The organism is Gordonia crocea, assembly GCF_009932435.1.
Lineage (GTDB): Bacteria > Actinomycetota > Actinomycetes > Mycobacteriales > Mycobacteriaceae > Gordonia > Gordonia crocea.
Genome location: NZ_BJOU01000001.1, coordinates 656,802 through 677,992 on the forward strand (window position 1 = coordinate 656,802; position 21,191 = coordinate 677,992).

The window sequence follows — 21,191 nt, forward strand, 5'->3', positions numbered from 1 at the left end:
AACGATGATGACCGACTCACTCTTCGAGCCCTCGGAGCGCGCCGAGCAGTACCGGCGCCGGCTGCTGGACTTCATGGAAGCCCGGGTCTACCCGAACGAGGCCGTCTACGACCAGCAGATGCGCGAGTCGGCCAATCCGCATGCGACGCCGCAGATCCTGCTCGACCTCAAAGCCGAGGCCAAGGCGGCCGGGCTGTGGAACCTCTTCCATCCCCATCCGGAATGGGGGCCGGGCCTGACCAACCTCGAGTACGCCCACCTGGCCGAGATCATGGGCCGCGTCGTGTGGGCGTCGGAGGTCTTCAACTGCAACGCCCCCGACACCGGGAACATGGAGGTGCTGACGCTGTTCGGCACCGACGAGCACAAGGATAAGTACCTCAAGCCGCTCCTCGACGGCAAGATCGCGTCGGCCTTCGCGATGACCGAGCCGGCGGTGGCCAGCTCGGATGCGACCAACATCGAACTACGAATGGAGCGCGACGGCGACGAGTATGTCCTCAACGGCCGGAAGTGGTTCGCCTCCAACGCCGTTCGGCCCGACTGCGCCGTACTCATCGTGATGGGCAAGACCGATCCGAGTGCGCCCACGCACCGCCAGCAGTCGATGATGGTGGTCCCGGTCGACGCGCCGGGACTGACCGTCGTGCGGAACCTGCCGGTCTTCGGCTACGTGGACCGGGAGAGCCACGGCGAGCTGGTCTTCGAGAACGTGCGCGTTCCGGCGAAGGATGTGTTGAAGGGAGAGGGCGAGGGATTCGCCATCGCGCAGGCGCGCCTGGGGCCCGGCCGCATCCACCACTGCATGCGCACCATCGGGATGGCCGAGCGGGCACTGGAGTTGTTGTGCGAGCGGGCCTCTCGTCGGGAGACCTTCGGTGCACCACTGGCCGACCGCGCCAACATCCAGGACTGGATCGCCGAATCGCGGATCGACATCGAGATGACCCGGCTGCTGACCTTGAAGGCCGCGTACATGATGGACACGGTCGGCAACAAGGCTGCCGCCACCGAGATCGCCGCGATTAAGGTGGCCGCGCCCAACGTCGCACTGAAGATCATCGACCGGGCGATCCAGGTGCACGGCGGCGGCGGCGTGACCGACGACTTCCCATTGGCCATGGCCTACGCCCACATCCGGACGCTGCGGTTGGCCGACGGCCCCGACGAGGTGCACAAGCGGGCGATCGCGCGCCGGGAGTTGCGGCGCTACCGGGACGCGGCGCCGGAGACGGTTGCGGGCGTATCCGACGACGCGCTCAGTGCGCGGTACTGAGGAGGCGCCATGAGTGACGGCGATGCGGGACAGTTGGAGATCCCCGAGACCGACCCGGCCGCCCTGCTCGGGTGGCTCGCCGGTGTCGGCATCGAGCCAGCCGGCGAGCTGAGCGCCCGCCGGGTGGGAAGCGGGCAGTCCAACCTCACCTACCTGCTCAGCGACGACGACGGCGGGGCCTGGGTGCTGCGCCGCCCACCGCTGGGCCATCTGCTGGCGTCGGCGCACGACGTGGCCCGCGAGGCCCGGATCCTCTCGGCGCTGGCCGGCACCGGCGTCCCGGTCCCCGAGGTGTACGGGGTGTGTGCCGACGAGTCGGTCAGTCCCGTGCCCTTCGTGGTGATGGAATGCATCGACGCGACGGTGCTGGACAACCTGCCCGCCGCGCAGGCCATGACGCCCTCGGCGCGCTCCGCCCTGGGCTCGTCGATGATCGACACCCTCGCGCAGATCCACGCGGTCGACCTCGAGGAGGTCGGCCTCGCCGATCTGGCCAGCCACAAGCCGTACGCGCAGCGCCAGCTGCGCCGCTGGAGCGCACAGTGGGAGAAGTCGAAGACCCGCGAGATCCCCGCGCTGGACGAGGTGACCGCCCGCCTGGCCGGCGGGATCCCGGAACAGCGCGAACTCCGGCTGGTCCACGGCGACTTCCACATCCGCAACGTGATGGTCGACCCGGCGGCGGGACAGGTGCGCGCCGTGCTGGATTGGGAGCTGTCCACCCTGGGCGATCCGCTGGCCGACATCGGCAGCACCCTGGCCTACTGGCCGGCCGCCGGGGACCCGCCGCTCTCGGCGGCGCCGGTGGAATTGCTCGACGGATTCCCCGACCGCGACCGCCTGGCCGCCGACTACATCGAGCGGACCGGGCGGGATGCCCGGGCGCTGCGCTACTGGCACGCACTCGGTCTGTGGAAGGTCGCGATCATCGCCGAAGGCGTGCTGCGGCGCGCCCAAGACAACCCGAAGAACCGGGCCGGGACCGGTGTGCCCACCCCCGAGGTCATCGACGTCCTGGTGGCCAAGGCGGCACAGGTCGCCGATTCGGCCGGGCTGTGACCCTCACCCGGCGCGATGCCGTTGGCCCGGCGCGCCGGGTGCACACCGCTGCGGACCTGCTGGGATGATCGACGCATGGACAAGGCGCAGACCCCGGGCAAGAAGGCGCTGACCCCGCGCGGCGAGCGGACCCGTGCGGCCCTCGTCGACGCGGCGCGCACGGTCTTCGAGCGCGACGGATTCTCCGACTCCCGGCTGACCGACATCACCGCGGAGGCGAACTGCTCGACGGGAACTTTCTACACCTACTTCCAGAGCAAGGAAGAGATCCTCGACGCGGTATTCGAGAAGGCCCACGAGGACATGCTGCATCCGGGACTGCCGCACGTCGCCTCCGACGACGACCCGGTGGCAGTGCTCGAAGCGGCCAACCGGGCCTACTTCGAGGCCTACAAGCGCAACGCCAAACTGCGTCTGGTCCTGGAACAGGTCTCCGGGTTGAGCCCCGAGTTCCGGGACCGGCGGCGCAAGCGCGGCGAGGTGTTCTCCGAGCGGAATGCCCGCCAGATCGAGCGGTTGCAGTCGCGGGGCTTGGCCGACCCGGACATCGACCCGGACCGGGCGGCGCGGGCGCTGTCGGGCATGGTCTCCCGGATGGCCTACAACGCGTTCGCGCTCGGCGACGAGACGGAGATGGACGAACTGGTCGAGACCGCCACCCGGTTGTGGGCCAACGCCATCAAGCTGACCGGCCCGCGGCCGTGAGGCCGTCGCGGTCGATCGCCCGTTTGAGGATCTTGCCGGTCGCCCCCTTGGGGAGTTCGTCGACGAAGGCGATCACCCGCGGAACCTTGTAGGCGCTCAGCTGCGTCTTGCACCACTGTCGCAGGGTGTCCGCGTCGAGGGCGTCGGGGGTGCGCAGGGCGACGACGGCGGCGATCTCCTCGCCGTAGTGTTCGTCGGGGACGCCGAGCACTGCGGCCTCCACGATGTCGGGGTGGCCGTAGAGGACCTCCTCGACCTCGCGCGGGTAGACGTTGTAGCCGCCGCGGATGATGAGGTCCTTCTTCCGGTCGACGATCCGCAGATCGCCGTCGGCGTCCAACGAACCCAGATCGCCGGTCGCGAGCCAACCGTCGTGCAGGGTCTGCGCCGTTGCTTCCGGACGGTTCCAATAGCCCTTCATCACCGTCGGGCCGGAGAGGAAGACCTCGCCGACCGTGTCCGGTGGCAACGGCTTCCCGTCGGGGTCGCGGATCTCGACGTCGAAGTGGGCCAACCCGCGTCCGACGGTGCCCGCCTTGGGGTCGACGGCGAGGTTGCCGAAGGTTGCGGTGCCGGCCGTCTCGGTGAGTCCGTATCCCTCGAGAATGGTTGCCCCGAAATGGTTTTCGAAGGCACGGATCACCTCGCCGGGCAGCGACGCGCCGCCGGAGCAGGCCAGCCGCAGGTCGGCGAAGTCCGCCGCGGAGTGGCCGTCGCCGGCCTGCAGCATGGCATTCCACATCGTCGGCACCCCGCAGGCGATGGTGATGTGCTCGTCGCGCAGCCGGTCCATGAACTCGCCGGGGGAGAAGGGGCTCAACAGGGAGAGCGTGCCGCGCCAGGTGAGGGCGTCGTGCATGACGACGAGCTGGCCGAAGCAGTGGAAGAGCGGTAGGGCGGTGGCCCAGCGCTCGTGCTCGCCGAGTCGCAGGGCGTCGTGGAACTCCACCGGCACCGCGATCACATTCGCCACGGTCAGCTGGGCGCCCTTGGGTTTGCCCGTGGTCCCGGAGGTGTAGAGGATCACCGCGGTGTCGTCGTCGTCCCGCTCGGCGTAGCCCTCGACGCCGGGAGCGTCGTCGGCGTCGGCCTCGAAAGCGCCCAGTTCGACGAAGGGCAGCGAGCGATCGGCCGCGACTGCTTCCGCAGCGTCGGCGCAACCCTCCCACGCGGTGATCAGCGACGTACCGGAATCGTCGACGACATAACCGATCTCGGGGGCGGTGGACATCACGTTCATCGTGATGACGACCGCGCCGAGGGCGTGCAGGCCGTAGTAGTTGATGACGAACTCGGGGATCGACGGGGCGATGAGCAGGACCCGATCACCCGTTCCGACCCCCTGGTCGGCGAATCGGGCCGCGGCAGCGGCGGCGCGGTGGCGCAACTGGGCAAAGCCCAGCGTGCGATCGCCGTCGCGGACCGCGATCCGGTCGGGCACCTCGTCGGCGTTGTGCCACAGGGCGGCAACAGGATTCGACATGCGCTCCGCCCTCACTCGAAGTAGGCGCGGGGAACGTCGACGAGCATCGTCGTGATCTGTTGGTCGGTCACGCCGCGTTCGCGCAACGCCGGCAGGACGTCTTCGCTGATGTGGCGGAAGTTCCACTTGGGCACCGCTTGCCGCTTGGCCCCCGGGTCGAACCAGTCGATGAAGCAGGAGGCGTCGTGCGCCAGGGCCATCCGGTCGGCGTAGCCGCGCTCGGCCAGGGTGACGATCGTGTTGATCCGGTCCTCGAAGGGGAGGAGGACGTCGAGCCCGAAGCGGTCCATGCCGAGGATGGATCCGGCGTCGGCGAGTTTCATCAGGTAGTCGATGTCGGTGCAGTCGCCGGAGTGGCCGATGACGACCTTGCGCAGGTCGACGCCCTCCTCCTGCAAGACGCGTTGGGCGACCAGGCCGGATTGCGTGTGCGGGTTGGTGTGCACGGTGATCGGCGCCCCGGTCTGCACCGAGGCCTGCCCGACGGCGCGCATCGCGCGTTCGACGCCGGGGGTGAGGCCCGGCTCCTCGATGGCGCACTTGAGGAAGGCCGCGCGCACCCCGGTGTCGGCGATGCCCTCGGTGAGGTCGCGGACGAAGAGGGTCACGAGCGGTTCGGGACAGTCGAAGAGCAGGCCGGGGCCGGTGTAGTGGAACTGGAAGGGGATGTCGTTGTAGGTGTACAGCCCGGTGGCGACGACGATGTTCAACTCGGTCTGTGCGGCGATCCGCTGGATTCTCGGGATGTAGCGGCCCAGGCCGAGGACGGTGGGATCGAAGATCGTGTCGATTCCCAGCCCCTTCAGTTCGTTGAGATCGCGGACCGCGTCGGCCACCTTCTCGTCCTCGTCCCAGTCGAACTGGTAGTTCTCCCGGTGCTCTTCACCGAGGACGAAGATGTGTTCGTGGACGAGGACGTTGCCGAGGTCGGCGGAATCGACCGGGCCGGTGACGGTCTGCACGGTGCTCATGGGATTGCCCTTTCGGACGGCGGAATCGGATGTCGGGGCAGTGACGCGCGTCACCCCGTGGCCATCATTGTGGCCTAACTTGAATCTGACGTCAAGATCAAGTTCGATGGAGGATGGGCGGAGAGCCCGCGACTGGAAGGGGATGATCGGACATGACCGGTACCGACCTCACGAACAAAACGGCCATCGTCACGGGTGCCTCCCGCGGGATCGGGCTGGCCAGCGCGCGGGCGCTGACGGCGGCCGGGGCCAACGTCGTGGTCACGGCGCGCAAGCAGGAGTCCGCCGATGCCGCCGCGGCCGAAATCGGCGGCTCGGCGCTCGGCGTCGCGGCGCACGCGGCCGAGGAGGAGCAGGCGGCGCGGTGCGTCGACATCGCGATCGAGACCTTCGGCGGGGTCGACATCCTGGTCAACAATGCGGCGACCAACCCGGCCTACGGCCCGCTGATCGCGCAGGACCGCGCCGTCTTCACCAAAATCGTCGAGGTGAACCTGTGGGCGCCGCTGATGTGGACGCGGCTGGTGGCCGAACGGTGGATGGGGGAGCACGGCGGGTCGATCATCAACACCGCCTCGATCGGCGGCATGACCCACGAACCGGTGATCGGGCTGTACAACACGACCAAAGCCGCGCTTATCTACCTGACCACTCAGCTCGCGCTCGAACTGTCGCCCGGCATCCGGGTGAACGCCGTCGCGCCCGGCGTGGTGCGGACCCGCCTCGCCGAGGCGCTGTGGAAGGAGCACGAGGCGCAGGTCGCCGGCGTGACCGCGCTGGGGCGGATCGGCGAGCCCGACGATATCGCGAGCGCCGTCGAGTTCCTCGCCTCGGACGCGTCGTCGTGGATGACCGGCGAGACCGTCGTCGTCGACGGCGGGATGCGCCACGGCGATGCCCGGCCGTATCGGATGGGCTGAGCGGGTCGGGCGAGCGCAGTTCGTGGTCGGCTTTTCGATCTTCTGGGCCGCCGGCTCATACATCCTGATCCCCGGCTGTTGGGCCGTCCTGTCGCTCGCCGGCCTTGGCCTCCGACAGCTCCGCTCCCCCCGGCACAGCTGAGGCCAGCCGTTCGGCGAGCGCACCATCGTCGGGTACTTCAAGGCAACCGTAAAAACGGTGGTCTACCTGGTCTTATCGGAGCCGCCTAGGAGAATCGAACTCCTGACCTATTCATTACGAGTGAATTGCTCTACCGACTGAGCTAAGGCGGCGTGCCGCGCTGGGCAGCGAGAACGAGTGTATCGGCAAACCGGAGGCAGGCCAAAACCGGTTCCGACGACGGCGCCGGCAATTACGAGGGCGCGAGGATGTGGCGCAGGTAGCGCTCGGGTCCGGCGAGGAAGTCGCGGGTCAGGCGGACCGGCATTGCGTCGTCGTAGTCGACCGCCTCGATGGCCCCCTCGTCGTCGATCTCGTAGATCGTGGCGCCGGGCAGCGCGAGCAGGAGGGGCGAGTGGGTGGCGATGACGAGCTGGGTGCCGCTGTCGACGAGCTGCGCCATCAGTGCCAGCACCGCCAGGCATGCCTGCGGGGACAAGGCGGCCTCGGGTTCGTCCATCACGTAGAGCCCGCCGGGGGAGAAGCGCGAGCGCATCAGATCCAGGAAGGACTCGCCGTGAGAGCGCTCGTGGGGGGAGGCCCCGCCAAAGGCCGCGGCCAGCTGTGTGGGCCCGAGTTCCTCGGAGGCCGTGGCCAGGTTGTAGAAGGATTCGGCGCGCAGGAAGAAGCGGCTGCGCGGTTTCACCGGGCCCCACGTGAGGTGCAGGTGCTCGGCGAGGTTGGACTCGGAGCGGCGGGTGGCGAACCGGTAGTTCTGGCTGCCGCCCTCGGCGTTCATCCCGGCGGCCACCGCGATCGCCTCGATCAGCGTCGACTTGCCGCTGCCGTTCTCGCCGACGAAGAAAGTGACGCCGGCAGGGAGGGGCAGCCCGCCGCTCGCCACCAGGTGCTCGACGACCGGGAGGGTGTAGGGGTAGTCGTCGGTCGGGTGTCCGCCGCCGACGTGGATGCGGGAGAGGAAGCGCCCGGACTCCCCGGCGCGGTCGTCGAATCTGATCGTCAACCCCTGAACTCGGGTGCCCCACACGGGACGCGCACACGATGGGCGGGGTCCAGCGCGTTGCGTACCAGCGCGCCCACGACCGGTGAGAAGGCCATGCCGAGGTGTCCGACGCGGGACTGCGGGCAGACGGTCTGGACGACGGTGTTGGTGACGTTGGGCCCGGGTGGCATGAGGGTCACCGGGTACGGGGTGGACACCTCGTCGTTCCGGGTCGCCAGGTTGACATAGCGAACCGTGGGTTGCCGTGGGCCCCAATAGTTCTGACCGGGCGCTCGGGCCGGCAACCGGTCGGTGATCCCACCGATGCGGCTAGTGCCGCGGCTGGGGGCGGAGACGCCGACGATGGTGTCGACGCGCGACGTCCGCAGCTGAGCGACGAGTTGGGCGATGGCGCCGCCCTGGGAATGGCCGACGAAATCGACCTGGCGCGCGCCGGTGGCGGCCAGGACCCGGTCGAGGAAGCCGGCGACCTGCCGGGCCGAGCGGTCCTTGTCACCCAACCCGCCGGTGTTGCCACTCCAACTGGTCTGCCCGTAGGTGACGCTGAAAACGCAGTAGCCGGCGTTGGCGAGCATCGGCGCGAGGTAGCCGAGGTTGGCGGCCTGGTTCATCGCCGTACCGTGCAGCAGGATCACCGGGTCGCGATCGGAGCGGCAGTGCCACCGGTTGGACCCGGGAGGCGAACTCTGCGCCGATTCCAGATAGTTGGCCGACAGTGCTCCCGGGACGTCGGTGGTCACCGGGAACGGGGCCGCCGAGGCGGGGGCCGCGGACAGGGCGGCACACGCCGCAATACCGCTGACGGCGGCGACGAGGGCGGTCATTCGCATGGCCACCATTGTGCCCGCGGTCGACCGGATCTGCGGGAAACCGGGTCGACCGCGGCAGCAGGCGATCCTCAGGCGACGCCGTCGGCCTGCGCGGCCTCGGCCACCGCCTTCGCGACGGCCGGTGCCACCCGGTCGTCGAGCGGGCTCGGCACGATGTAATCCGGCGCCAGCGCGGCGGCGGCCACCGAGTGGATGGCCTCGGCGGCGGCGATCTTCATGTTCTCGGTGATCCGCCGAGCACCGACGTCGAGTGCGCCGGCGAAGACACCGGGGAAGGCCAGCACGTTGTTGATCTGGTTGGGGAAGTCGCTACGGCCCGTCGCCACGATGGCGGCGTGCTTGCGCGCGACGTCGGGGTGGATCTCGGGATCGGGATTGGACAGCGCGAACACGATCGCACCGTCGTTCATCGACGCGATGAGTTCCTCGGCGATCGTCCCGGCAGACACTCCGAGGAAGACGTCGGCGCCGGCGAGGGCCTCGGCGGCCCCGCCGGTGAGCGCGCGGGGGTTGGTGCGTCCGGCCAGGTCGGCCTTGAACTCGTTGAGGTCGGTGCGGTCGGTGGCGACGATGCCCTTCGAGTCGAGGACGACGACGTCGCCGATCCCGCAGGCCAGCAGGATGTTGGCGCAGGCGACCCCGGCCGCGCCGGCGCCGGAGATGACCACCTTCAAGTCGGCCAGCTCGCGGTCGAGGACCTTGACCGCTCCCTTGAGTGCGGCGAGGACGACGATGGCGGTGCCGTGCTGGTCGTCGTGCATGACCGGGCAGTCGAGGGCCTCGATCACGCGGCGCTCGATCTCGAAGCAGCGCGGTGCGGAGATGTCCTCCAGGTTCACCGCGCCGAACGACGGGCGGAGCCGGATGAGGGTCTCGACGATCTCGTCGGGGTCGTTGGTGTCCAGCACGATCGGAATCGAGTTCAGGCCGGCGAAGCTGCGGAACAGCGCCGACTTGCCCTCCATGACCGGGAGCGAGGCGCGGGCGCCGATGTCGCCGAGGCCGAGGACCGCCGAACCATCGGACACGACGGCGACGAGCCGGTTCGTCCAGGTGTAGCGGTCGACCAGTTCCGGCTGGGCCGCGATGGCCCGCGACACCTGGGCCACGCCGGGGGTATACGCGATCGACAGGTCGCGCTGGGTGTTGAGAGGAGATTGGAGCTCCGTGGACAGTTTGCCGCCGACGTGGGAGAGGAAGATCTCCTCGTCGGTGATCGGCGTGGTCATCGAGCTTTCGTCCGTGCTGGTCATGGTTCCTTACCGATCGTTCGTTCGTTGCGCGGGGCGTGCGCGGGGTCATCGGGGTGGTACTGGGGGATTGCCCGCGCGCATCAAAGCCGACGCACACAACGATGGGTGCGAATGGAGTCCGGTCGCCGGGGCTGCGGGTGAGCTGCCAAGCGCCACATGCCTGCCTGCGGCGGCGTGGTGGGCCGCCCGTGTCAGACAACTGGTTTGATCTTGCCAGTCTCCACGGGGTGGGGCAACTGCCGGGCCCCGGCAGCGAACCTCACTTCTCGCAGGTCAACGATGTGCGGCGCTGGGCCGCATCGGCGGGCAAGCGGTATGAGGGATGGTCGCCACCTCGAAATGCCACCACTCATTGGCATACGTCCGGCACAGACCCCACCGATTGCCGTTGCGCGCCAACCAGAGTGCGCCGCGCTGAGGTCCGACATCGATGGCCCGGCCGGTCACATGTGTCGACCGGTTGGGCGGCAGTACCCATCGGCTCGCGGCCCCCGGACTCCCGTAGGTCGCGATGCCCTCGCGCCACAGCTGGTTCTGTTCGGCCCAGGACCGCTTGCCCGAGGTGATCCACAAGGGGACGCCCTCGCGGGTGGCCTGCGCTTTGGCCATCCGGTAGGCGGTGGCCAACTGCGGGGTCAGGCCGGTCGTCGTGGACGGTGCGGCGCCGGCCGGCGCGGCGACGGCGGTGGGGGCGAGCAGGGCCATCCCGAGGACGACGCCGGCAGCGAGGCGGCGGTGGAACAAGGGCATGGCGGCCTCCGGTGGTCGGGGTGGGGTTGAGGGCCCACTCGGCGGATATGAGGGCCCACTCGGCGGATATGAGGGCCCACTCGACGGTAGCGGGTGACGGCCCTCACCACGATTTCCGCAGGTCCTCGGAGGCTCGATACGATAGAAAGCCGTGACCACGACTACCGCCCCGCCCGCCGCCCGCACCGTCGGTGCCGCGGCCTGGGTACCCGTCGGCGGAGCGCTCTTCGTCAGCGCGTGGGGCGGCAACCAGTTCACCCCGCTGCTGGTCATGTACAAGCAGCACGGCCTGTCCGGGGTGGTCGTCGACACCCTTCTCTTCGTCTACGTCTTCGGTATCGTGCCGGCGTTGCTCATCGGCGGCCCCGCATCGGACCGCTGGGGACGGCGGCCGCTGATGTTGCCGGCGCCGATCCTGGCCGGCCTCGGGTCGGTGGCACTGGCCATGGGCGCCGACTCGGTCCTGCTCCTCAGCATCGGCCGGCTGCTGAGCGGTGTCGCCCTCGGCCTGGCGATGGCCGTCGGCGGATCATGGGTGGCCGAGCTCTCCCGCGCCGCCGGCACCCCGATCGGCGTCGGTGCCCGCCGCGCCACGATGTGCCTGACCGCCGGCTTCGGGGTCGGGGCCGCCGTCGCCGGCGTTGCCGCCCAATGGGGCCCCTGGCCGACGGTGCTGCCCTACATGGTGACCGTGGCGCTGGCCGCGGTGTCCTCCGCAACGCTGTGGCGCGTCCCGGAGACCCGTTTCCGCGACGCGGAGCGGACCACCAGCCTCCTCGCCGACCTGACGATCCCCTCGGCGCTGACCGCCCGGTTCCTCCTCGTCGTCGCGCCGGTGGCCCCGTGGGTGTTCGGCGCCTGCGCAATCGCGTATGCGATCCTGCCCGACCTGCTGAGCGATCACACCTCGATGCCCATCGCGCTCGCCGCGGCGTGCTGCGTCATCGGGCTGGCCGCCGGATTCGGCATCCAGTCCGTCGGGCGCCGGATCGACCGGCCCAACAGCGTGCGCGGCATGGTCGTGGCGCTGGTCGTACTCGCCGCGGGGCTGGGAATGGCGATCGCCGCCGAGGCGACGCGCAGCATCCCGGTCGCCTTGTTCGCCGCGGCCGTCCTCGGCTGCGGATACGGGATGGCGCTGATCGGCGGGCTCCTCGAGGTGCAGCGCATCGCCGGTCCCGACGACCTCGGCGGGCTCACCGCGGTCTTCTACGCGCTCACCTACATCGGCTTCGGCTCACCGGCGCTGCTGGCCTGGCTGGCCCAGCGGTACCCGTCGCTGGACTACCGGCAGTTCTTCCTGTTCGGATTGGTCATGATCGTCGTCGGGCTGGTTGCCGTCCTCGTCGGCGGCCGGGTCCATCGCCGAGCGGCGACGAATCCGTAGACTGCCCACCATGCGTGTTCTCCTCACCGGCGGGGCCGGATACATCGGTGCGCACACCGCGGTCGAATTGGTCGCCGCCGGGCATGAGGCGGTGATCTTCGACGACTTCTCCTGCTCGAGTCCGGTCGCCATCGGCCGCATCAACGAGATCACCGGCACGACGGTGCCGTTCCGCGAGATCGATGTGACCGACGCCGACGCCGTGCGCGCCGGAATCGAGGAGACCGGGCCTTTCGACGCGATCATCCACCTCGCCGCGCGCAAGGCAATCGGCGAATCGGTCAGCATGCCGCTGGAGTACTACGCGAACAACGTCGGGTCGACGCTGGTCATGCTGGGCGCGATGCGCGACCACGGGATCGGCACCTTCCTGTTCTCCGGCACCGGCACCGTCTACACCCACCAAGAGGACCTCCCGTTTGTGGAGACCTCCCGCACCGGGCTCGACCTGCCCAACCCGTACAGCAAGTCCAAGCGGATGTGCGAAGAAGTCATGCGCGACTTCGCCCGGACCGATCCGGACAAGCGACTCATCGGACTGCGGTACTTCAACCCCATCGGCGCCCATGACAGCGGACTGATCGGCGAGGATCCGCAGGGTATCCCCAACAACCTGATGCCCATCGTCGCGCGGGTGGCCGCCGGGATCCTGCCGCAGGTGAGCGTGTTCGGCCGCGACTACGACACCGCCGACGGCACCGCGCTGCGCGACTACATCCACGTCGTCGACCTCGCGAAAGGCCACCTCGCGGCCATCGAGAACGCCGAGCCGGGCATGGCGTTCTTCAACCTGGGGACCGGGCGGCCGTCGAGCGTCCTCGAACTCATCGCGGCTTTCGAGGCCGCCTCCGGGGCGACCGTCCCCACCGTCGACGCCCCGCGTCGGCCGGGGGACGCCCAGGCCACCTATTGTCTGCCCGACAAGGCGCACGCCCAGTTGGGCTGGGCGGCCGAATGCGGGATTGAACGCGCCTGCCGCGACTACTGGCGCTGGCAAGAGCGGAACCCGGAAGGCTACCGGTCCGCCGAGGCATGAGGACGCGGCTGCGCAGCCTGTGGGACCGTTGGCGCTTTCTGCTGACCAGCGTCTGGGCCTACGCGTTGGGCGCCTTCGGCTTCGTCGTCGGTGTCCTGCCCATGATCTGGCCCCAAGGATGGTGGGTGTCGGGGCCGGTGGTGCTGATCGCGGCCGTCCTCGGTGCCGTGCTCTTCCTCAAGGACACCGGCGCCCTCTACACGCAGTTCACCGGCCGCAAAGTCGGCGAACGATTGCCGCCGGAGGTGGTCGACACTTATCGCTGCGACGAGTTGCCGGTGGCGCTGCGGACCCAGCGCGGAGTCCTGTTGATCAATCCCGCGGTGGATGCGGCGCTACCGACCACGGGGCTCACCGCGGTGCTGGACCGTCGTCGTTACGAGGTTCCCGACGTCCTGGCCAACTTGGCGCCGTCGGTCTTGCACGAGGTGTTCAAGGGGCGGCACCCGTTCAACGGGCCGCTGCTCGGTTTGCGGACCGACCTCACCCCCGACAAGGTCGCCGACGGCGGTTCGGTGACACTGCAGCGCGGCGACTTCTTCTCGTCGATGTGCGCTGACGAACTCATGGCTTTCGAGGTCACCGACGGCGGCGACTCGATGCGGTTGCAGCGCACCTTTCTCGTCGACCGGCGGGGCGTGTTGTGGGGACTGGGTGAGTCCCAACTGAGCGGGTGGATCGGCGTGTCGACGCTGGCGATCACCGCCGACGACCACCTGGTGCTGACTCTGCAGTCGGGCAAATCGCAGGCCAGTCGCGGGTTGTTGGCACCGTCGGGATCAGGATCGTTGGAGCCGCGCGACCTGGTCGTCGAGGGGGAGCCGCTCGTCGAGGTGATCGCGCGCGGTGCCAACCGCGAGCTGTGCGAGGAGACGCGGATCAACCCGGCATGGATCGGGCCGACGACGGTGATCGGATTCGCCCGATGGCTCAACCGGGGCGGCAAGCCCGAGTTCTTCTGCGTCACCAGGTTGACGTGTACGGCGGCGGAACTGCCGTTCCGCGAGTTCGAGCCCACGCTGCACGGAGTGTTCTCCGACGAACACCTGTGGACCGACGGGGCGCGGGCCATCCCGGTGCGTCGACCACCGGTGGTCGATGACCCCTCGCCGTCGCGGGCACCGCTGTGGAGCGGGGCCGGCGTCTTCGATGACGCGGAGGTTGGATATCTCGACGGTCGGCCCCAAATCGGCGGCAAGGACGTGTCCGCGCCGCTGGAGGCCGCGCTGGACGCGTGGATCCGCTACCCGGGCCGTCGGTCAGCCGAGTAGCTTCTCGTTCTTGGCGTAACCCGCCTCGACCCCGGCTTTGCGCTCACGCCACCACTTCTCGTTCTCCCGGTACCACTCGATGGTCGCCGCCAGCCCGCTGGTGAAGTCGGTGTAGCGCGGCCGCCACTGGAGCTCGGTGCGCAGCTTGGTCGAGTCGATGGCATACCGGCGGTCGTGCCCGGGCCGGTCGGTGACGAAGACGAAGGCGTCGCGCGGCTGTCCGAGCAGCTCCAGGATCGTTTCGACCACCGTGCGGTTGTCCGCCTCGCCGTCCGCGCCGATCAGATAGGTCTCGCCGATGCGGCCGTGGTCGATGATCGCCCACACCGCGTCGTTGTGGTCGTCGACGTGGATCCAGTCGCGCACGTTGCGCCCGTCCCCGTAGACGCGGGGCTTGACGCCGGTCAGCACATTGGTGATCTGGCGCGGGATGAACTTCTCGACGTGCTGGTAGGGCCCGTAGTTGTTGGAGCAGTTGGAAATGGTCGCGGCGATGTCGAAGGAGCGGACCCAGGCGCGCACGAGCAGGTCCGACCCGGCCTTGGTCGAGCTGTACGGACTGGACGGGTTGTACGGCGTGGCCTCGGTGAACCGGGCCGGATCGTCGAGGTCGAGGTCGCCGTAGACCTCGTCGGTGGAGATGTGGTGGTAGCGCACCCCGTGGCGGCGGACGGCCTCCAGCAGAGTGAAGGTGCCGACCAGGTTCGTGGTGACGAACGGCGAGGGGTCGTTGAGCGAGTTGTCGTTGTGCGACTCCGCGGCGAAGTGCACGACGAGGTCGGCCTGCCCGACCAACCCGTCGACGAGCTCGGCGTCGGCGATGTCACCGACGACCAGCCGCACCTGGTCGGAAACCGGATCCAGCGAGCCCGGATCGGCGGCATAGGTGAGCTTGTCGAGGATGGTGATCTCGGCGTCGTCGCGGGTGGCCAGGGTGCGGAGCACGAAGTTGACGCCGATGAATCCGGCGCCCCCGGTGACCAGTACCCGCATGGTGCTCCCCGCTCGAGACGGCAGTGTTGCCGCGGTCCAGTCTAGTAGGCCGATAGCCTGGGGTGATGCGCGGAATCATCCTGGCCGGCGGCACCGGCTCCCGGCTGCACCCGATCACCCAGGGGGTGAGCAAGCAGCTGGTCCCGGTCTACGACAAGCCGATGGTCTACTACCCGCTGTCGACGTTGATGTTGGCCGGGATCACCGACATCCTCATCATCACCACGCCGCAGGACCGGCCGGCCTTCGAAAACCTACTGGGCGACGGCTCCCGGTTCGGCATCTCGCTGGACTATGCGGTGCAGCCGTCCCCCGACGGGTTGGCGCAGGCCTTCGTCCTCGGCGCCGACCACATCGGCGGTGACTCGGTCGCTCTGGTGTTGGGGGACAACATCTTCTACGGACCCGGCCTCGGCAGTCGCCTGGCGGCGCACCGCGACCTCGTCGGCGGCGCCATCTTCGCCTACTGGGTCGCCGACCCCGGCGCCTACGGCGTGGTGGAGTTTGACGACTCGGGCACCGCGGTCTCGTTGGAGGAGAAGCCCGCGCGGCCGCGGTCGAACTTCGCCGTCCCCGGGTTGTACTTCTACGACAACGACGTCATCGAGATCGCGCGGTCGCTGCAGCCCAGCGCGCGCGGCGAGTACGAGATCACCGACGTCAACCAGCACTATCTGCAGCGCGGCGCGTTGCAGGTGACGGTCCTCCCGCGCGGCACGGCCTGGTTGGACACCGGTACCTTCGACTCGCTGCTCGACGCCGGGAACTTTGTGCGGACCGTCGAGCAACGCCAGGGACTCAAGATCGCCGTGCCCGAGGAAATCGCGTGGCGCCAGGGCTGGCTCACCGACGAGGAGGTGCGCCACCGTGCCGTCGGCCTCGCCAAGTCCGGCTACGGGGACTACCTCCTGGATCTGTTGGAACGGGGAAAAGGCTTCTAGCGCATGGAGATTCGCGAACTGTCCGTCAACGGTGCCTGGGAGTTCACGCCGGTTCAGCACGGTGACAGCAGAGGGGTGTTCCTCGAGGCGTTCAAAGCCCCGCTGCTGGCGGAGGTGATCGGCCACGATCTGGACCTGGCGCAGGTCAACGTGTCGGTGTCGGCGGCCGGTTCGGTGCGCGGCGTCCACTTCGCCGATGTGCCGCCCGGACAGGCCAAGTACGTCACGTGCGTCGCCGGTGCCGTGCTCGACGTCATCGTCGACATCCGGGTCGGCTCACCGACTTTCGGCCACCACGACACCGTTCTCCTCGACGACACCGACCGCCGCGCGGTGTACCTGGCCGAAGGGCTGGGGCATGCGTTCTGCTCACTCGCCGACGGCTCGACCGTCGCCTATCTGTGCTCCACCGGCTACAACCCGGGCGCCGAGCACGGCGTCAACCCGATGGATCCGGCGCTGGGGATCGACTGGCCGACCACCGCGCGCGACGGCTCACGGCTGACATTCGAGTTGTCGGCGAAGGACACCGCGGCACCGACCTTGGCCCAAGCCCGCGAACAGGGATTGTTGCCCGAGTACGACGCGGTCGTGGCCTATCTGGCGCAGCGAGCCCTGCTCGACCAGTAGCAGCCCTTATTCCGACAATTCGGACATCGACCGCGGGTGGGGGTCGCCCGGGCGTACGGTTCGCCTACCCGTGGAGGCGGTGGGCCTTCACCCGCACCGTGGAGGTCGATCATGGCCGGAAGGCGTCGTCGGAGGATTTTGGGTGGCGTGGCGGCCGCGGGGCTGACACTGGCCCTTGTTGGCGCGTGTGGCTCGGAGGACCCTGCACCGTACCGGGAATCGTTGAGCGCCACGCAGGCTGCCCAGGCCACACGGGCGGCCAACGAGCAGTTCATGCGCGACTACATGCAGACCGGGGCGTTGTCGGCGGTGCAGCCCGGGCCCGCCAGGGCAAAGATCGTCGACGAGTTCGGCCGCAAGACGTGCCCGGGTTCGCCGGCGGCAGAAAACCTCGTCCGCCTCCGGGCGGCGATGGACCGGTTCACCTACGTCCCCGGTGTCCACGCGGAGGTTGTCGGAGTGTTCTCGGAGAGAGGGAAGGACGCCAGTGTCATCGCGATCGCGCGGGACGTCGATCCGGCTAAGAAGACGAAGCCGGCGTCGAAGGTCTTCCGGGTGGAACTAGGCGAGAATGCGGGCAAGACCTGTGTGCGGAAAGAGACGACGCTCTGACCGGCGGATTCGTTGCGTCTCGCCACTATCGAAAGTTTTCCCGTTGAAAGCTTGAATGTTCAGACTCTGGGTCGGTCTCGGGCGTACTGTTCGCCTACCCGTGTAGGCGCCCGGCCTCGCAGGTGGTCGAGGAGGATGACGATGACCGAAAAGCGCCGTAGGGGAGCGTGTTTGGCGGCGGTACTCGCGGCGGTGGCGGCTGGAGCCGTTGTCACCGGCTGCGGGAGCGACGAGGCGGCGAACTATCAATCCCAGTTGAGCTCGGTGCAGGCCAAACAGGCGACGGCCGAGTCCAACGAGAAGTTCGCCACCGAAATCGTCCAGGGGGACCAGCACCTCAACAACGTCGCGGGTGCGGCCCGGATGGCGGAGTTCGATGCGTTGGCCGCCAAGATGTGCCCCGGTTCGACGGCCGCGAAGCGATTGGCCAAGCTGAAGTCGGACGGCAAGGTGGAGGGCTTCGGCTACTTCCCGGCCAAGAAGACCGAGATCGTCGGGGCGTGGACCGAGAAGGATCCTAACAACGTCATGGTCGTCGCGACCAACCGCTTCCCTGAAGACTCGCAGGCCAAGAAGTCGACCATGGCGATCCGGGTCAGTCTCGGTGCCGACGGCGGTCGCACCTGCGCGCAAGACATGACACGACAGTGAGGTGAGGGCGATGTCTCAACGGCACCTCGTTCGCGCGTTGGTCGTGACCGCCGTCGGCGCGGGCCTGGCCGTGTCAGTGGTCGGTTGCGCCTCCGACGACGGCGCGCAGTACCAGACCCAGCTGAGTTCCATCCAGGCCCAGCAGTCGGCGCAGGAGGCCACGGTGGCGGCGGCCCGCGGCTTTACCCAGGACCTGGGGCCGGTCTATGCGCTCCCGCCGGGGCCCGAGCGCGCGAAGTGGTTTGAGAAGTCCATGTCCACCGCCTGCCCGGGATCGGAAACCGCGAAGGAATATCAGAAGTCGAAAGACACTGGCTGGATCGACCGGCTCCAGCACCAGCCGGGCACCAAGACCGAGGTCATCGGTGCCTTCCCCGACAAGAACCCAGGCGAGGTCATCGTCGTCGCTCGCACGCTGGGTCTGACTCCGCCGCCGGGACAGAAGTACTTCGCACAGGTCAGTCGCATGACCATCGGTACCAACGCGGGTAAACCCTGCGTGAGCAAGATTGTCTACCTCTAGGAGCGCAGCGGGAACGGCGGCAGTGCCGGCTCACGCAGCCACGCCTGCCACAGGTCGCCGAGTGCCTGGGAGGAGTGGCCGGCGGCCAACGTCGTGAAGTCCTCGGTGCTGACCGAGCCGTAGCGGTACTTGTCGGTCCAGTGGCGCAGCAGCGCGAAGAAGGATTCGTCGCCGATGCGCAAGCGCAGCGCGTGCAGGGTCAGCGCGCCGCGCTTGTAGACCCAGTCCTCGAACATGAGGTCGGGACCGGGATCGGTGAGCGGCCGCCGCCCGCGTGACGCGGCCAGTTTGGCGTAGTAGTGGTGGGCCCACTCGTCGGCGCTGCGGCCGCCGCTGTGCTCGCTCCACAGCCACTCGGCGTAGCAGGCGAAGCCCTCGTGCAGCCAGATGTCCTTCCAGCGTGCCAGGGTGACCGAGTTGCCGAACCACTGGTGAGCCAATTCGTGGGCGACGAGGCGCTCGGCATCGTTTGCCGGTTCACAGTGATTGGCCCCGAACGTGGAGAACCCCTGTGCCTCCAGCGGGATGTCCAACGGATCCTCGGTGACGACGGCGGTGTAGCGGGGGAACGGGTAGGGGCCGAAAAGCCGGGTGAAGAGGTCGAGCATCTGTACCTGCGGCTCGAACCGGGCACGCGCCTGCGCCCGCAGGGCGCGGGGGGCGACGAGGTCCACCGGGACCGGCGACTTCGCCAGCGAGACCGTCTCGTACTGGCCGATCTGGATCGAGGCGAGGTAGGTGGTCATCGGCTCGGTCTGCTCGAACACCCAGCGTGTCTGCGCGGCCTTGGTGCGTTTCTCGGTCAGCACGCCGTTCGCGACCACCGAGAACGGGGAGTCGGTGGTGATCGCGATGCGGTAGCTGGCCTTGGAGACGGGGTGGTCGTCGCAGGGAAACCACGACGGTGCGCCGTTGGGTTGATTGGCGCACAGCGAACCCGCGGTGAGTTCCTCCCAGCCGACCTCGCCCCAGCGTCCGCGGATCGGGCGGGGGTTCCCGGCGTAGCGCACCTTCACCGACAGGGCGCCGCCCGGCGGCACCGGGGTGGTCGGGGTGACGGTGAGCTTTCCCTTGCGGTGGGTGTGGCGGGCGCGGGCACCGTTCACGAGGACCTGGGTGACGCTCATCGTCGGCGCCAAATCCAGCTGAAGACGGGCCAGATGCGCCTTGGCAGTCGCGGTGATGATTGCCGTTCCGGCCAGCCGGTTCGTGGTCACCTTGTATTGAAGATCGAGATCGTAGCGGGAGACGCGGTAGCCGGTGTTGCCGTTCTCCGGCAGGTAGTCGTCGATGATGTCGTCGGGATTGCCGAGCACGGGGGCCTGTCGTCCGTGCCGGAGGGCACCTGACTTCCCGGGCACGTAGCGCTCCCCTCGCTTCGGCGAATCCCGGGCGGTTCCCGGATCCTGCCCAACGCTACCCGGCTGCGTCTCATCCGTCCGGCTGAGTCGTCGGCGGACCCGATCCGGACCGTGCCAAGCGCCGGTGTGAACCTTCGTCACCTGGCACGATGGACGACAGTCGGATGGTCGCCGACCGTCCGGCCCGACGAGAGGACCGACGATGGCATTTCTCCGCACTCCCGCCTTACTCATTGCCCGCGTTATTCTGGGCATCATCTTCATCGCCCACGGATGGCAGAAGTTCTCCAACGGGCTCGACGCGACGACCGCCGGCTTCGACGCCATGGGGGTACCGATCCCGCGGGCGTCGGCCTTCTTCGCCACCTGGGTCGAACTCATCGGCGGCGCGGCCCTGATCCTGGGCGTGCTGCTGCCGTTGTTCGGCACCTTGCTCGCGCTCAACATGGTCGGCGCGGCCCACTTCGCCCACTGGGACAACGGATTCTGGAACACCGACAAGGGGTACGAGTTCGTCCTGGCCCTGGCCGCGGGGGTTCTCGCGGTCGGCTTTGCCAATGCCGGGGTCGTGTCGATCGACCACTACCTGTTCAAGCGCGTCGGGAAGCCGCGGACCGTCGTCGTCGACGAGGCCGGTGCGTAGCCGCCCGATAAGGCCGGTTAGGGTGCCCTAAGGGGTAATCACCGAAAGGCATCCGATGACCAACCTGCGCACCATCACGCAATTCCTGTTCCGCATCACCCTCGGCGTCGTCTTCGTCGCCCACGGCTGGGAGAAGCTGTACATCAAGGGCGTCGACAAGACGGCGATGATGTTCGACAAGCATCTGCACATTCCGTTCCCGACGGCTGCGGCCCACTTCGCGACGTGGGCCGAACTCCTCGGCGGACTCGCGCTCATCGTCGGCGTGCTGCTGCCCTTCGTCGGCGTCCTTCTCGCCGCGACGATGATCGGCGCCGGGTACTACGGCCATCACGAGAACGGATTCTGGATCCAGCAGAACGGGTGGGAGTACAACTTGGTCCTGGCCGTCGCGGTTCTGGCCGTCGGCTTCGCCGTGCCGGGGGTCGCTGCGGCCGATCATTACCTCAAGGGTCGGCGCACGCGTTCCGCTGACGACACCGTGACCGCCTAGACGGTATGGGGTGTGATGCGCCGAGCTGCCGGTTCGTCCTCGCGGTAGAGGGCGGGGAGAGTACGCGGCCGTCGCCGGCGGGGTGGTGAAAGGGCGGGGGCCGCGTCATCCGTTCGGGGCCGCGGGCAATACCGCGGGTTCGGCGAGTGTGCCCGCCAGCGTGCTCATCTAGGCCGCGTGGCCCAACGTACCTCTTGGTGCCGACTCCTTGCGTATCGCTTGATCTGCACAGACGCCAGATAGTCGGGTTACGACCCC

The 21,191-nt window shown here is 68.6% G+C and carries 22 protein-coding genes and 1 tRNA gene; 14 read left to right on the plus strand and 9 right to left on the minus strand.

The window, feature by feature from the left end; genetic code table 11:
- Nucleotides 1-7 precede the first annotated feature (7 nt).
- From nbrcactino_RS03085 to nbrcactino_RS03095, 3 genes are all read left to right on the plus strand, one after another.
- Nucleotides 8-1,276, plus strand: coding sequence for an acyl-CoA dehydrogenase family protein (locus nbrcactino_RS03085; RefSeq protein ID WP_161926025.1), 1,269 nt, complete (start codon nucleotides 8-10; stop codon nucleotides 1,274-1,276).
- Between the two features lie 9 nt (nucleotides 1,277-1,285).
- Nucleotides 1,286-2,335, plus strand: a complete 1,050-nt coding sequence (locus nbrcactino_RS03090) for a phosphotransferase family protein (protein WP_161926026.1) — start codon at nucleotides 1,286-1,288, stop codon at nucleotides 2,333-2,335.
- A gap of 75 nt (nucleotides 2,336-2,410) precedes the next feature.
- Entirely contained in the window at nucleotides 2,411-3,040 is a 630-nt protein-coding gene (locus tag nbrcactino_RS03095; protein WP_186343295.1) for a TetR/AcrR family transcriptional regulator, read from the plus strand.
- On the opposite strand, the gene nbrcactino_RS03100 is transcribed toward nbrcactino_RS03095, so the two are convergent.
- Both nbrcactino_RS03100 and nbrcactino_RS03105 read right to left on the minus strand, forming a co-directional pair.
- A complete protein-coding gene (locus nbrcactino_RS03100) occupies nucleotides 3,015-4,523 on the minus strand; it encodes an AMP-binding protein (protein WP_161926028.1) in 1,509 nt (502 codons plus the stop codon). The two genes, nbrcactino_RS03095 and nbrcactino_RS03100, sit on opposite strands and share 26 nt — an antisense overlap.
- Before the next feature lie 11 nt (nucleotides 4,524-4,534).
- On the minus strand, nucleotides 4,535-5,494 hold the full coding sequence (locus nbrcactino_RS03105; RefSeq protein WP_161926029.1) for a phosphotriesterase family protein: 960 nt from the start codon (nucleotides 5,492-5,494) through the stop codon (nucleotides 4,535-4,537).
- A 152-nt stretch (nucleotides 5,495-5,646) separates the two neighbouring features.
- Here nbrcactino_RS03105 and nbrcactino_RS03110 point away from each other — a divergent pair, with 152 nt between their 5' ends.
- The gene (locus nbrcactino_RS03110; RefSeq protein WP_161926030.1) at nucleotides 5,647-6,414 is read left to right on the plus strand and encodes an SDR family oxidoreductase; all 768 of its coding nucleotides are present in this window, start codon (nucleotides 5,647-5,649) and stop codon (nucleotides 6,412-6,414) included.
- A gap of 221 nt (nucleotides 6,415-6,635) precedes the next feature.
- Here nbrcactino_RS03110 and nbrcactino_RS03115 read toward each other — a convergent pair.
- From nbrcactino_RS03115 to nbrcactino_RS03135, 5 genes are all read right to left on the minus strand, one after another.
- Nucleotides 6,636-6,708, minus strand: a tRNA-Thr gene (locus nbrcactino_RS03115).
- Nucleotides 6,709-6,788: 80 nt separating this feature from the next.
- Nucleotides 6,789-7,559 (minus strand): AAA family ATPase, encoded by a 771-nt coding sequence (locus nbrcactino_RS03120; protein ID WP_228460655.1) that lies wholly within the window; start codon nucleotides 7,557-7,559, stop codon nucleotides 6,789-6,791.
- Complete coding sequence (locus tag nbrcactino_RS03125) at nucleotides 7,556-8,398, minus strand: lipase family alpha/beta hydrolase (RefSeq protein ID WP_371864469.1); 843 nt, start codon at nucleotides 8,396-8,398, stop codon at nucleotides 7,556-7,558. Before nbrcactino_RS03125 ends, nbrcactino_RS03120 begins: the two co-directional genes overlap by 4 nt.
- A gap of 59 nt (nucleotides 8,399-8,457) precedes the next feature.
- Nucleotides 8,458-9,642: an NAD(P)-dependent malic enzyme gene (locus nbrcactino_RS03130; protein ID WP_161926032.1), complete on the minus strand. Its 1,185-nt coding sequence runs from the start codon at nucleotides 9,640-9,642 to the stop codon at nucleotides 8,458-8,460.
- Between the two features lie 273 nt (nucleotides 9,643-9,915).
- Nucleotides 9,916-10,392 (minus strand): M15 family metallopeptidase, encoded by a 477-nt coding sequence (locus tag nbrcactino_RS03135; RefSeq protein WP_161926033.1) that lies wholly within the window; start codon nucleotides 10,390-10,392, stop codon nucleotides 9,916-9,918.
- Nucleotides 10,393-10,543: 151 nt separating this feature from the next.
- Between nbrcactino_RS03135 and nbrcactino_RS03140 the strand changes: the two genes are divergently transcribed.
- Genes nbrcactino_RS03140 through nbrcactino_RS03150 form a run of 3 tightly spaced genes read left to right on the plus strand, consistent with a single transcriptional unit; the run spans nucleotide 10,544 to nucleotide 14,086 of the window.
- A complete protein-coding gene (locus tag nbrcactino_RS03140; protein ID WP_161926034.1) occupies nucleotides 10,544-11,779 on the plus strand; it encodes an MFS transporter in 1,236 nt (411 codons plus the stop codon).
- A 10-nt stretch (nucleotides 11,780-11,789) separates the two neighbouring features.
- Nucleotides 11,790-12,815 (plus strand): UDP-glucose 4-epimerase GalE, encoded by a 1,026-nt coding sequence (galE, locus tag nbrcactino_RS03145; protein WP_161926035.1) that lies wholly within the window; start codon nucleotides 11,790-11,792, stop codon nucleotides 12,813-12,815.
- The gene (locus nbrcactino_RS03150; RefSeq protein WP_161926036.1) at nucleotides 12,812-14,086 is read left to right on the plus strand and encodes a hypothetical protein; all 1,275 of its coding nucleotides are present in this window, start codon (nucleotides 12,812-12,814) and stop codon (nucleotides 14,084-14,086) included. The genes galE and nbrcactino_RS03150 overlap by 4 nt, the downstream gene beginning before the upstream one ends.
- Here nbrcactino_RS03150 and rfbB read toward each other — a convergent pair.
- Nucleotides 14,075-15,079 (minus strand): dTDP-glucose 4,6-dehydratase, encoded by a 1,005-nt coding sequence (gene rfbB, locus nbrcactino_RS03155; protein WP_161926037.1) that lies wholly within the window; start codon nucleotides 15,077-15,079, stop codon nucleotides 14,075-14,077. The genes nbrcactino_RS03150 and rfbB overlap by 12 nt on opposite strands.
- Nucleotides 15,080-15,144: 65 nt before the next feature.
- Here rfbB and rfbA point away from each other — a divergent pair, with 65 nt between their 5' ends.
- From rfbA to nbrcactino_RS03180, 5 genes are all read left to right on the plus strand, one after another.
- Nucleotides 15,145-16,020, plus strand: coding sequence for a glucose-1-phosphate thymidylyltransferase RfbA (gene rfbA / locus nbrcactino_RS03160; RefSeq protein ID WP_161926038.1), 876 nt, complete (start codon nucleotides 15,145-15,147; stop codon nucleotides 16,018-16,020).
- Between the two features lie 3 nt (nucleotides 16,021-16,023).
- Entirely contained in the window at nucleotides 16,024-16,650 is a 627-nt protein-coding gene (locus nbrcactino_RS03165) for a dTDP-4-dehydrorhamnose 3,5-epimerase family protein (protein WP_161926039.1), read from the plus strand.
- A gap of 222 nt (nucleotides 16,651-16,872) precedes the next feature.
- A complete protein-coding gene (locus nbrcactino_RS03170; protein ID WP_161926040.1) occupies nucleotides 16,873-17,262 on the plus strand; it encodes a hypothetical protein in 390 nt (129 codons plus the stop codon).
- Nucleotides 17,263-17,403: 141 nt separating this feature from the next.
- Complete coding sequence (locus tag nbrcactino_RS03175) at nucleotides 17,404-17,913, plus strand: hypothetical protein (RefSeq protein WP_161926041.1); 510 nt, start codon at nucleotides 17,404-17,406, stop codon at nucleotides 17,911-17,913.
- 43 nt (nucleotides 17,914-17,956) lie between these two features.
- Complete coding sequence (locus nbrcactino_RS03180; protein ID WP_161926042.1) at nucleotides 17,957-18,436, plus strand: hypothetical protein; 480 nt, start codon at nucleotides 17,957-17,959, stop codon at nucleotides 18,434-18,436.
- On the opposite strand, the gene nbrcactino_RS03185 is transcribed toward nbrcactino_RS03180, so the two are convergent.
- Nucleotides 18,433-19,797 (minus strand): M1 family metallopeptidase, encoded by a 1,365-nt coding sequence (locus nbrcactino_RS03185; protein ID WP_161926043.1) that lies wholly within the window; start codon nucleotides 19,795-19,797, stop codon nucleotides 18,433-18,435. The two genes, nbrcactino_RS03180 and nbrcactino_RS03185, sit on opposite strands and share 4 nt — an antisense overlap.
- 202 nt (nucleotides 19,798-19,999) lie before the next feature.
- On the opposite strand from nbrcactino_RS03185, the gene nbrcactino_RS03190 reads away from it, so the two are divergent.
- Nucleotides 20,000-20,440: a DoxX family protein gene (locus nbrcactino_RS03190; protein ID WP_161926044.1), complete on the plus strand. Its 441-nt coding sequence runs from the start codon at nucleotides 20,000-20,002 to the stop codon at nucleotides 20,438-20,440.
- A 55-nt stretch (nucleotides 20,441-20,495) separates the two neighbouring features.
- Entirely contained in the window at nucleotides 20,496-20,933 is a 438-nt protein-coding gene (locus tag nbrcactino_RS03195; RefSeq protein ID WP_161926045.1) for a DoxX family protein, read from the plus strand.
- The last annotated feature ends 258 nt before the right edge of the window (nucleotides 20,934-21,191 follow it).

What these genes read in the sequence shown, in the direction of transcription:
- nbrcactino_RS03085 (WP_161926025.1), top strand. Translation starts at nt 8, where the DNA reads ATGACCGACTCACTCTTCGAGCCCTCGGAGCGCGCCGAGCAGTACCGG.
- nbrcactino_RS03090 (WP_161926026.1), top strand. Translation starts at nt 1,286, where the DNA reads ATGAGTGACGGCGATGCGGGACAGTTGGAGATCCCCGAGACCGACCCG.
- nbrcactino_RS03095 (WP_186343295.1), top strand. Translation starts at nt 2,411, where the DNA reads ATGGACAAGGCGCAGACCCCGGGCAAGAAGGCGCTGACCCCGCGCGGC.
- nbrcactino_RS03100 (WP_161926028.1), bottom strand. Translation starts at nt 4,523, where the DNA reads ATGTCGAATCCTGTTGCCGCCCTGTGGCACAACGCCGACGAGGTGCCC.
- nbrcactino_RS03105 (WP_161926029.1), bottom strand. Translation starts at nt 5,494, where the DNA reads ATGAGCACCGTGCAGACCGTCACCGGCCCGGTCGATTCCGCCGACCTC.
- nbrcactino_RS03110 (WP_161926030.1), top strand. Translation starts at nt 5,647, where the DNA reads ATGACCGGTACCGACCTCACGAACAAAACGGCCATCGTCACGGGTGCC.
- nbrcactino_RS03125 (WP_371864469.1), bottom strand. Translation starts at nt 8,398, where the DNA reads ATGGTGGCCATGCGAATGACCGCCCTCGTCGCCGCCGTCAGCGGTATT.
- nbrcactino_RS03130 (WP_161926032.1), bottom strand. Translation starts at nt 9,642, where the DNA reads ATGACCAGCACGGACGAAAGCTCGATGACCACGCCGATCACCGACGAG.
- nbrcactino_RS03135 (WP_161926033.1), bottom strand. Translation starts at nt 10,392, where the DNA reads ATGCCCTTGTTCCACCGCCGCCTCGCTGCCGGCGTCGTCCTCGGGATG.
- galE (WP_161926035.1), top strand. Translation starts at nt 11,790, where the DNA reads ATGCGTGTTCTCCTCACCGGCGGGGCCGGATACATCGGTGCGCACACC.
- nbrcactino_RS03150 (WP_161926036.1), top strand. Translation starts at nt 12,812, where the DNA reads ATGAGGACGCGGCTGCGCAGCCTGTGGGACCGTTGGCGCTTTCTGCTG.
- rfbB (WP_161926037.1), bottom strand. Translation starts at nt 15,079, where the DNA reads ATGCGGGTACTGGTCACCGGGGGCGCCGGATTCATCGGCGTCAACTTC.
- rfbA (WP_161926038.1), top strand. Translation starts at nt 15,145, where the DNA reads ATGCGCGGAATCATCCTGGCCGGCGGCACCGGCTCCCGGCTGCACCCG.
- nbrcactino_RS03165 (WP_161926039.1), top strand. Translation starts at nt 16,024, where the DNA reads ATGGAGATTCGCGAACTGTCCGTCAACGGTGCCTGGGAGTTCACGCCG.
- nbrcactino_RS03175 (WP_161926041.1), top strand. Translation starts at nt 17,404, where the DNA reads ATGACCGAAAAGCGCCGTAGGGGAGCGTGTTTGGCGGCGGTACTCGCG.
- nbrcactino_RS03190 (WP_161926044.1), top strand. Translation starts at nt 20,000, where the DNA reads ATGGCATTTCTCCGCACTCCCGCCTTACTCATTGCCCGCGTTATTCTG.
- nbrcactino_RS03195 (WP_161926045.1), top strand. Translation starts at nt 20,496, where the DNA reads ATGACCAACCTGCGCACCATCACGCAATTCCTGTTCCGCATCACCCTC.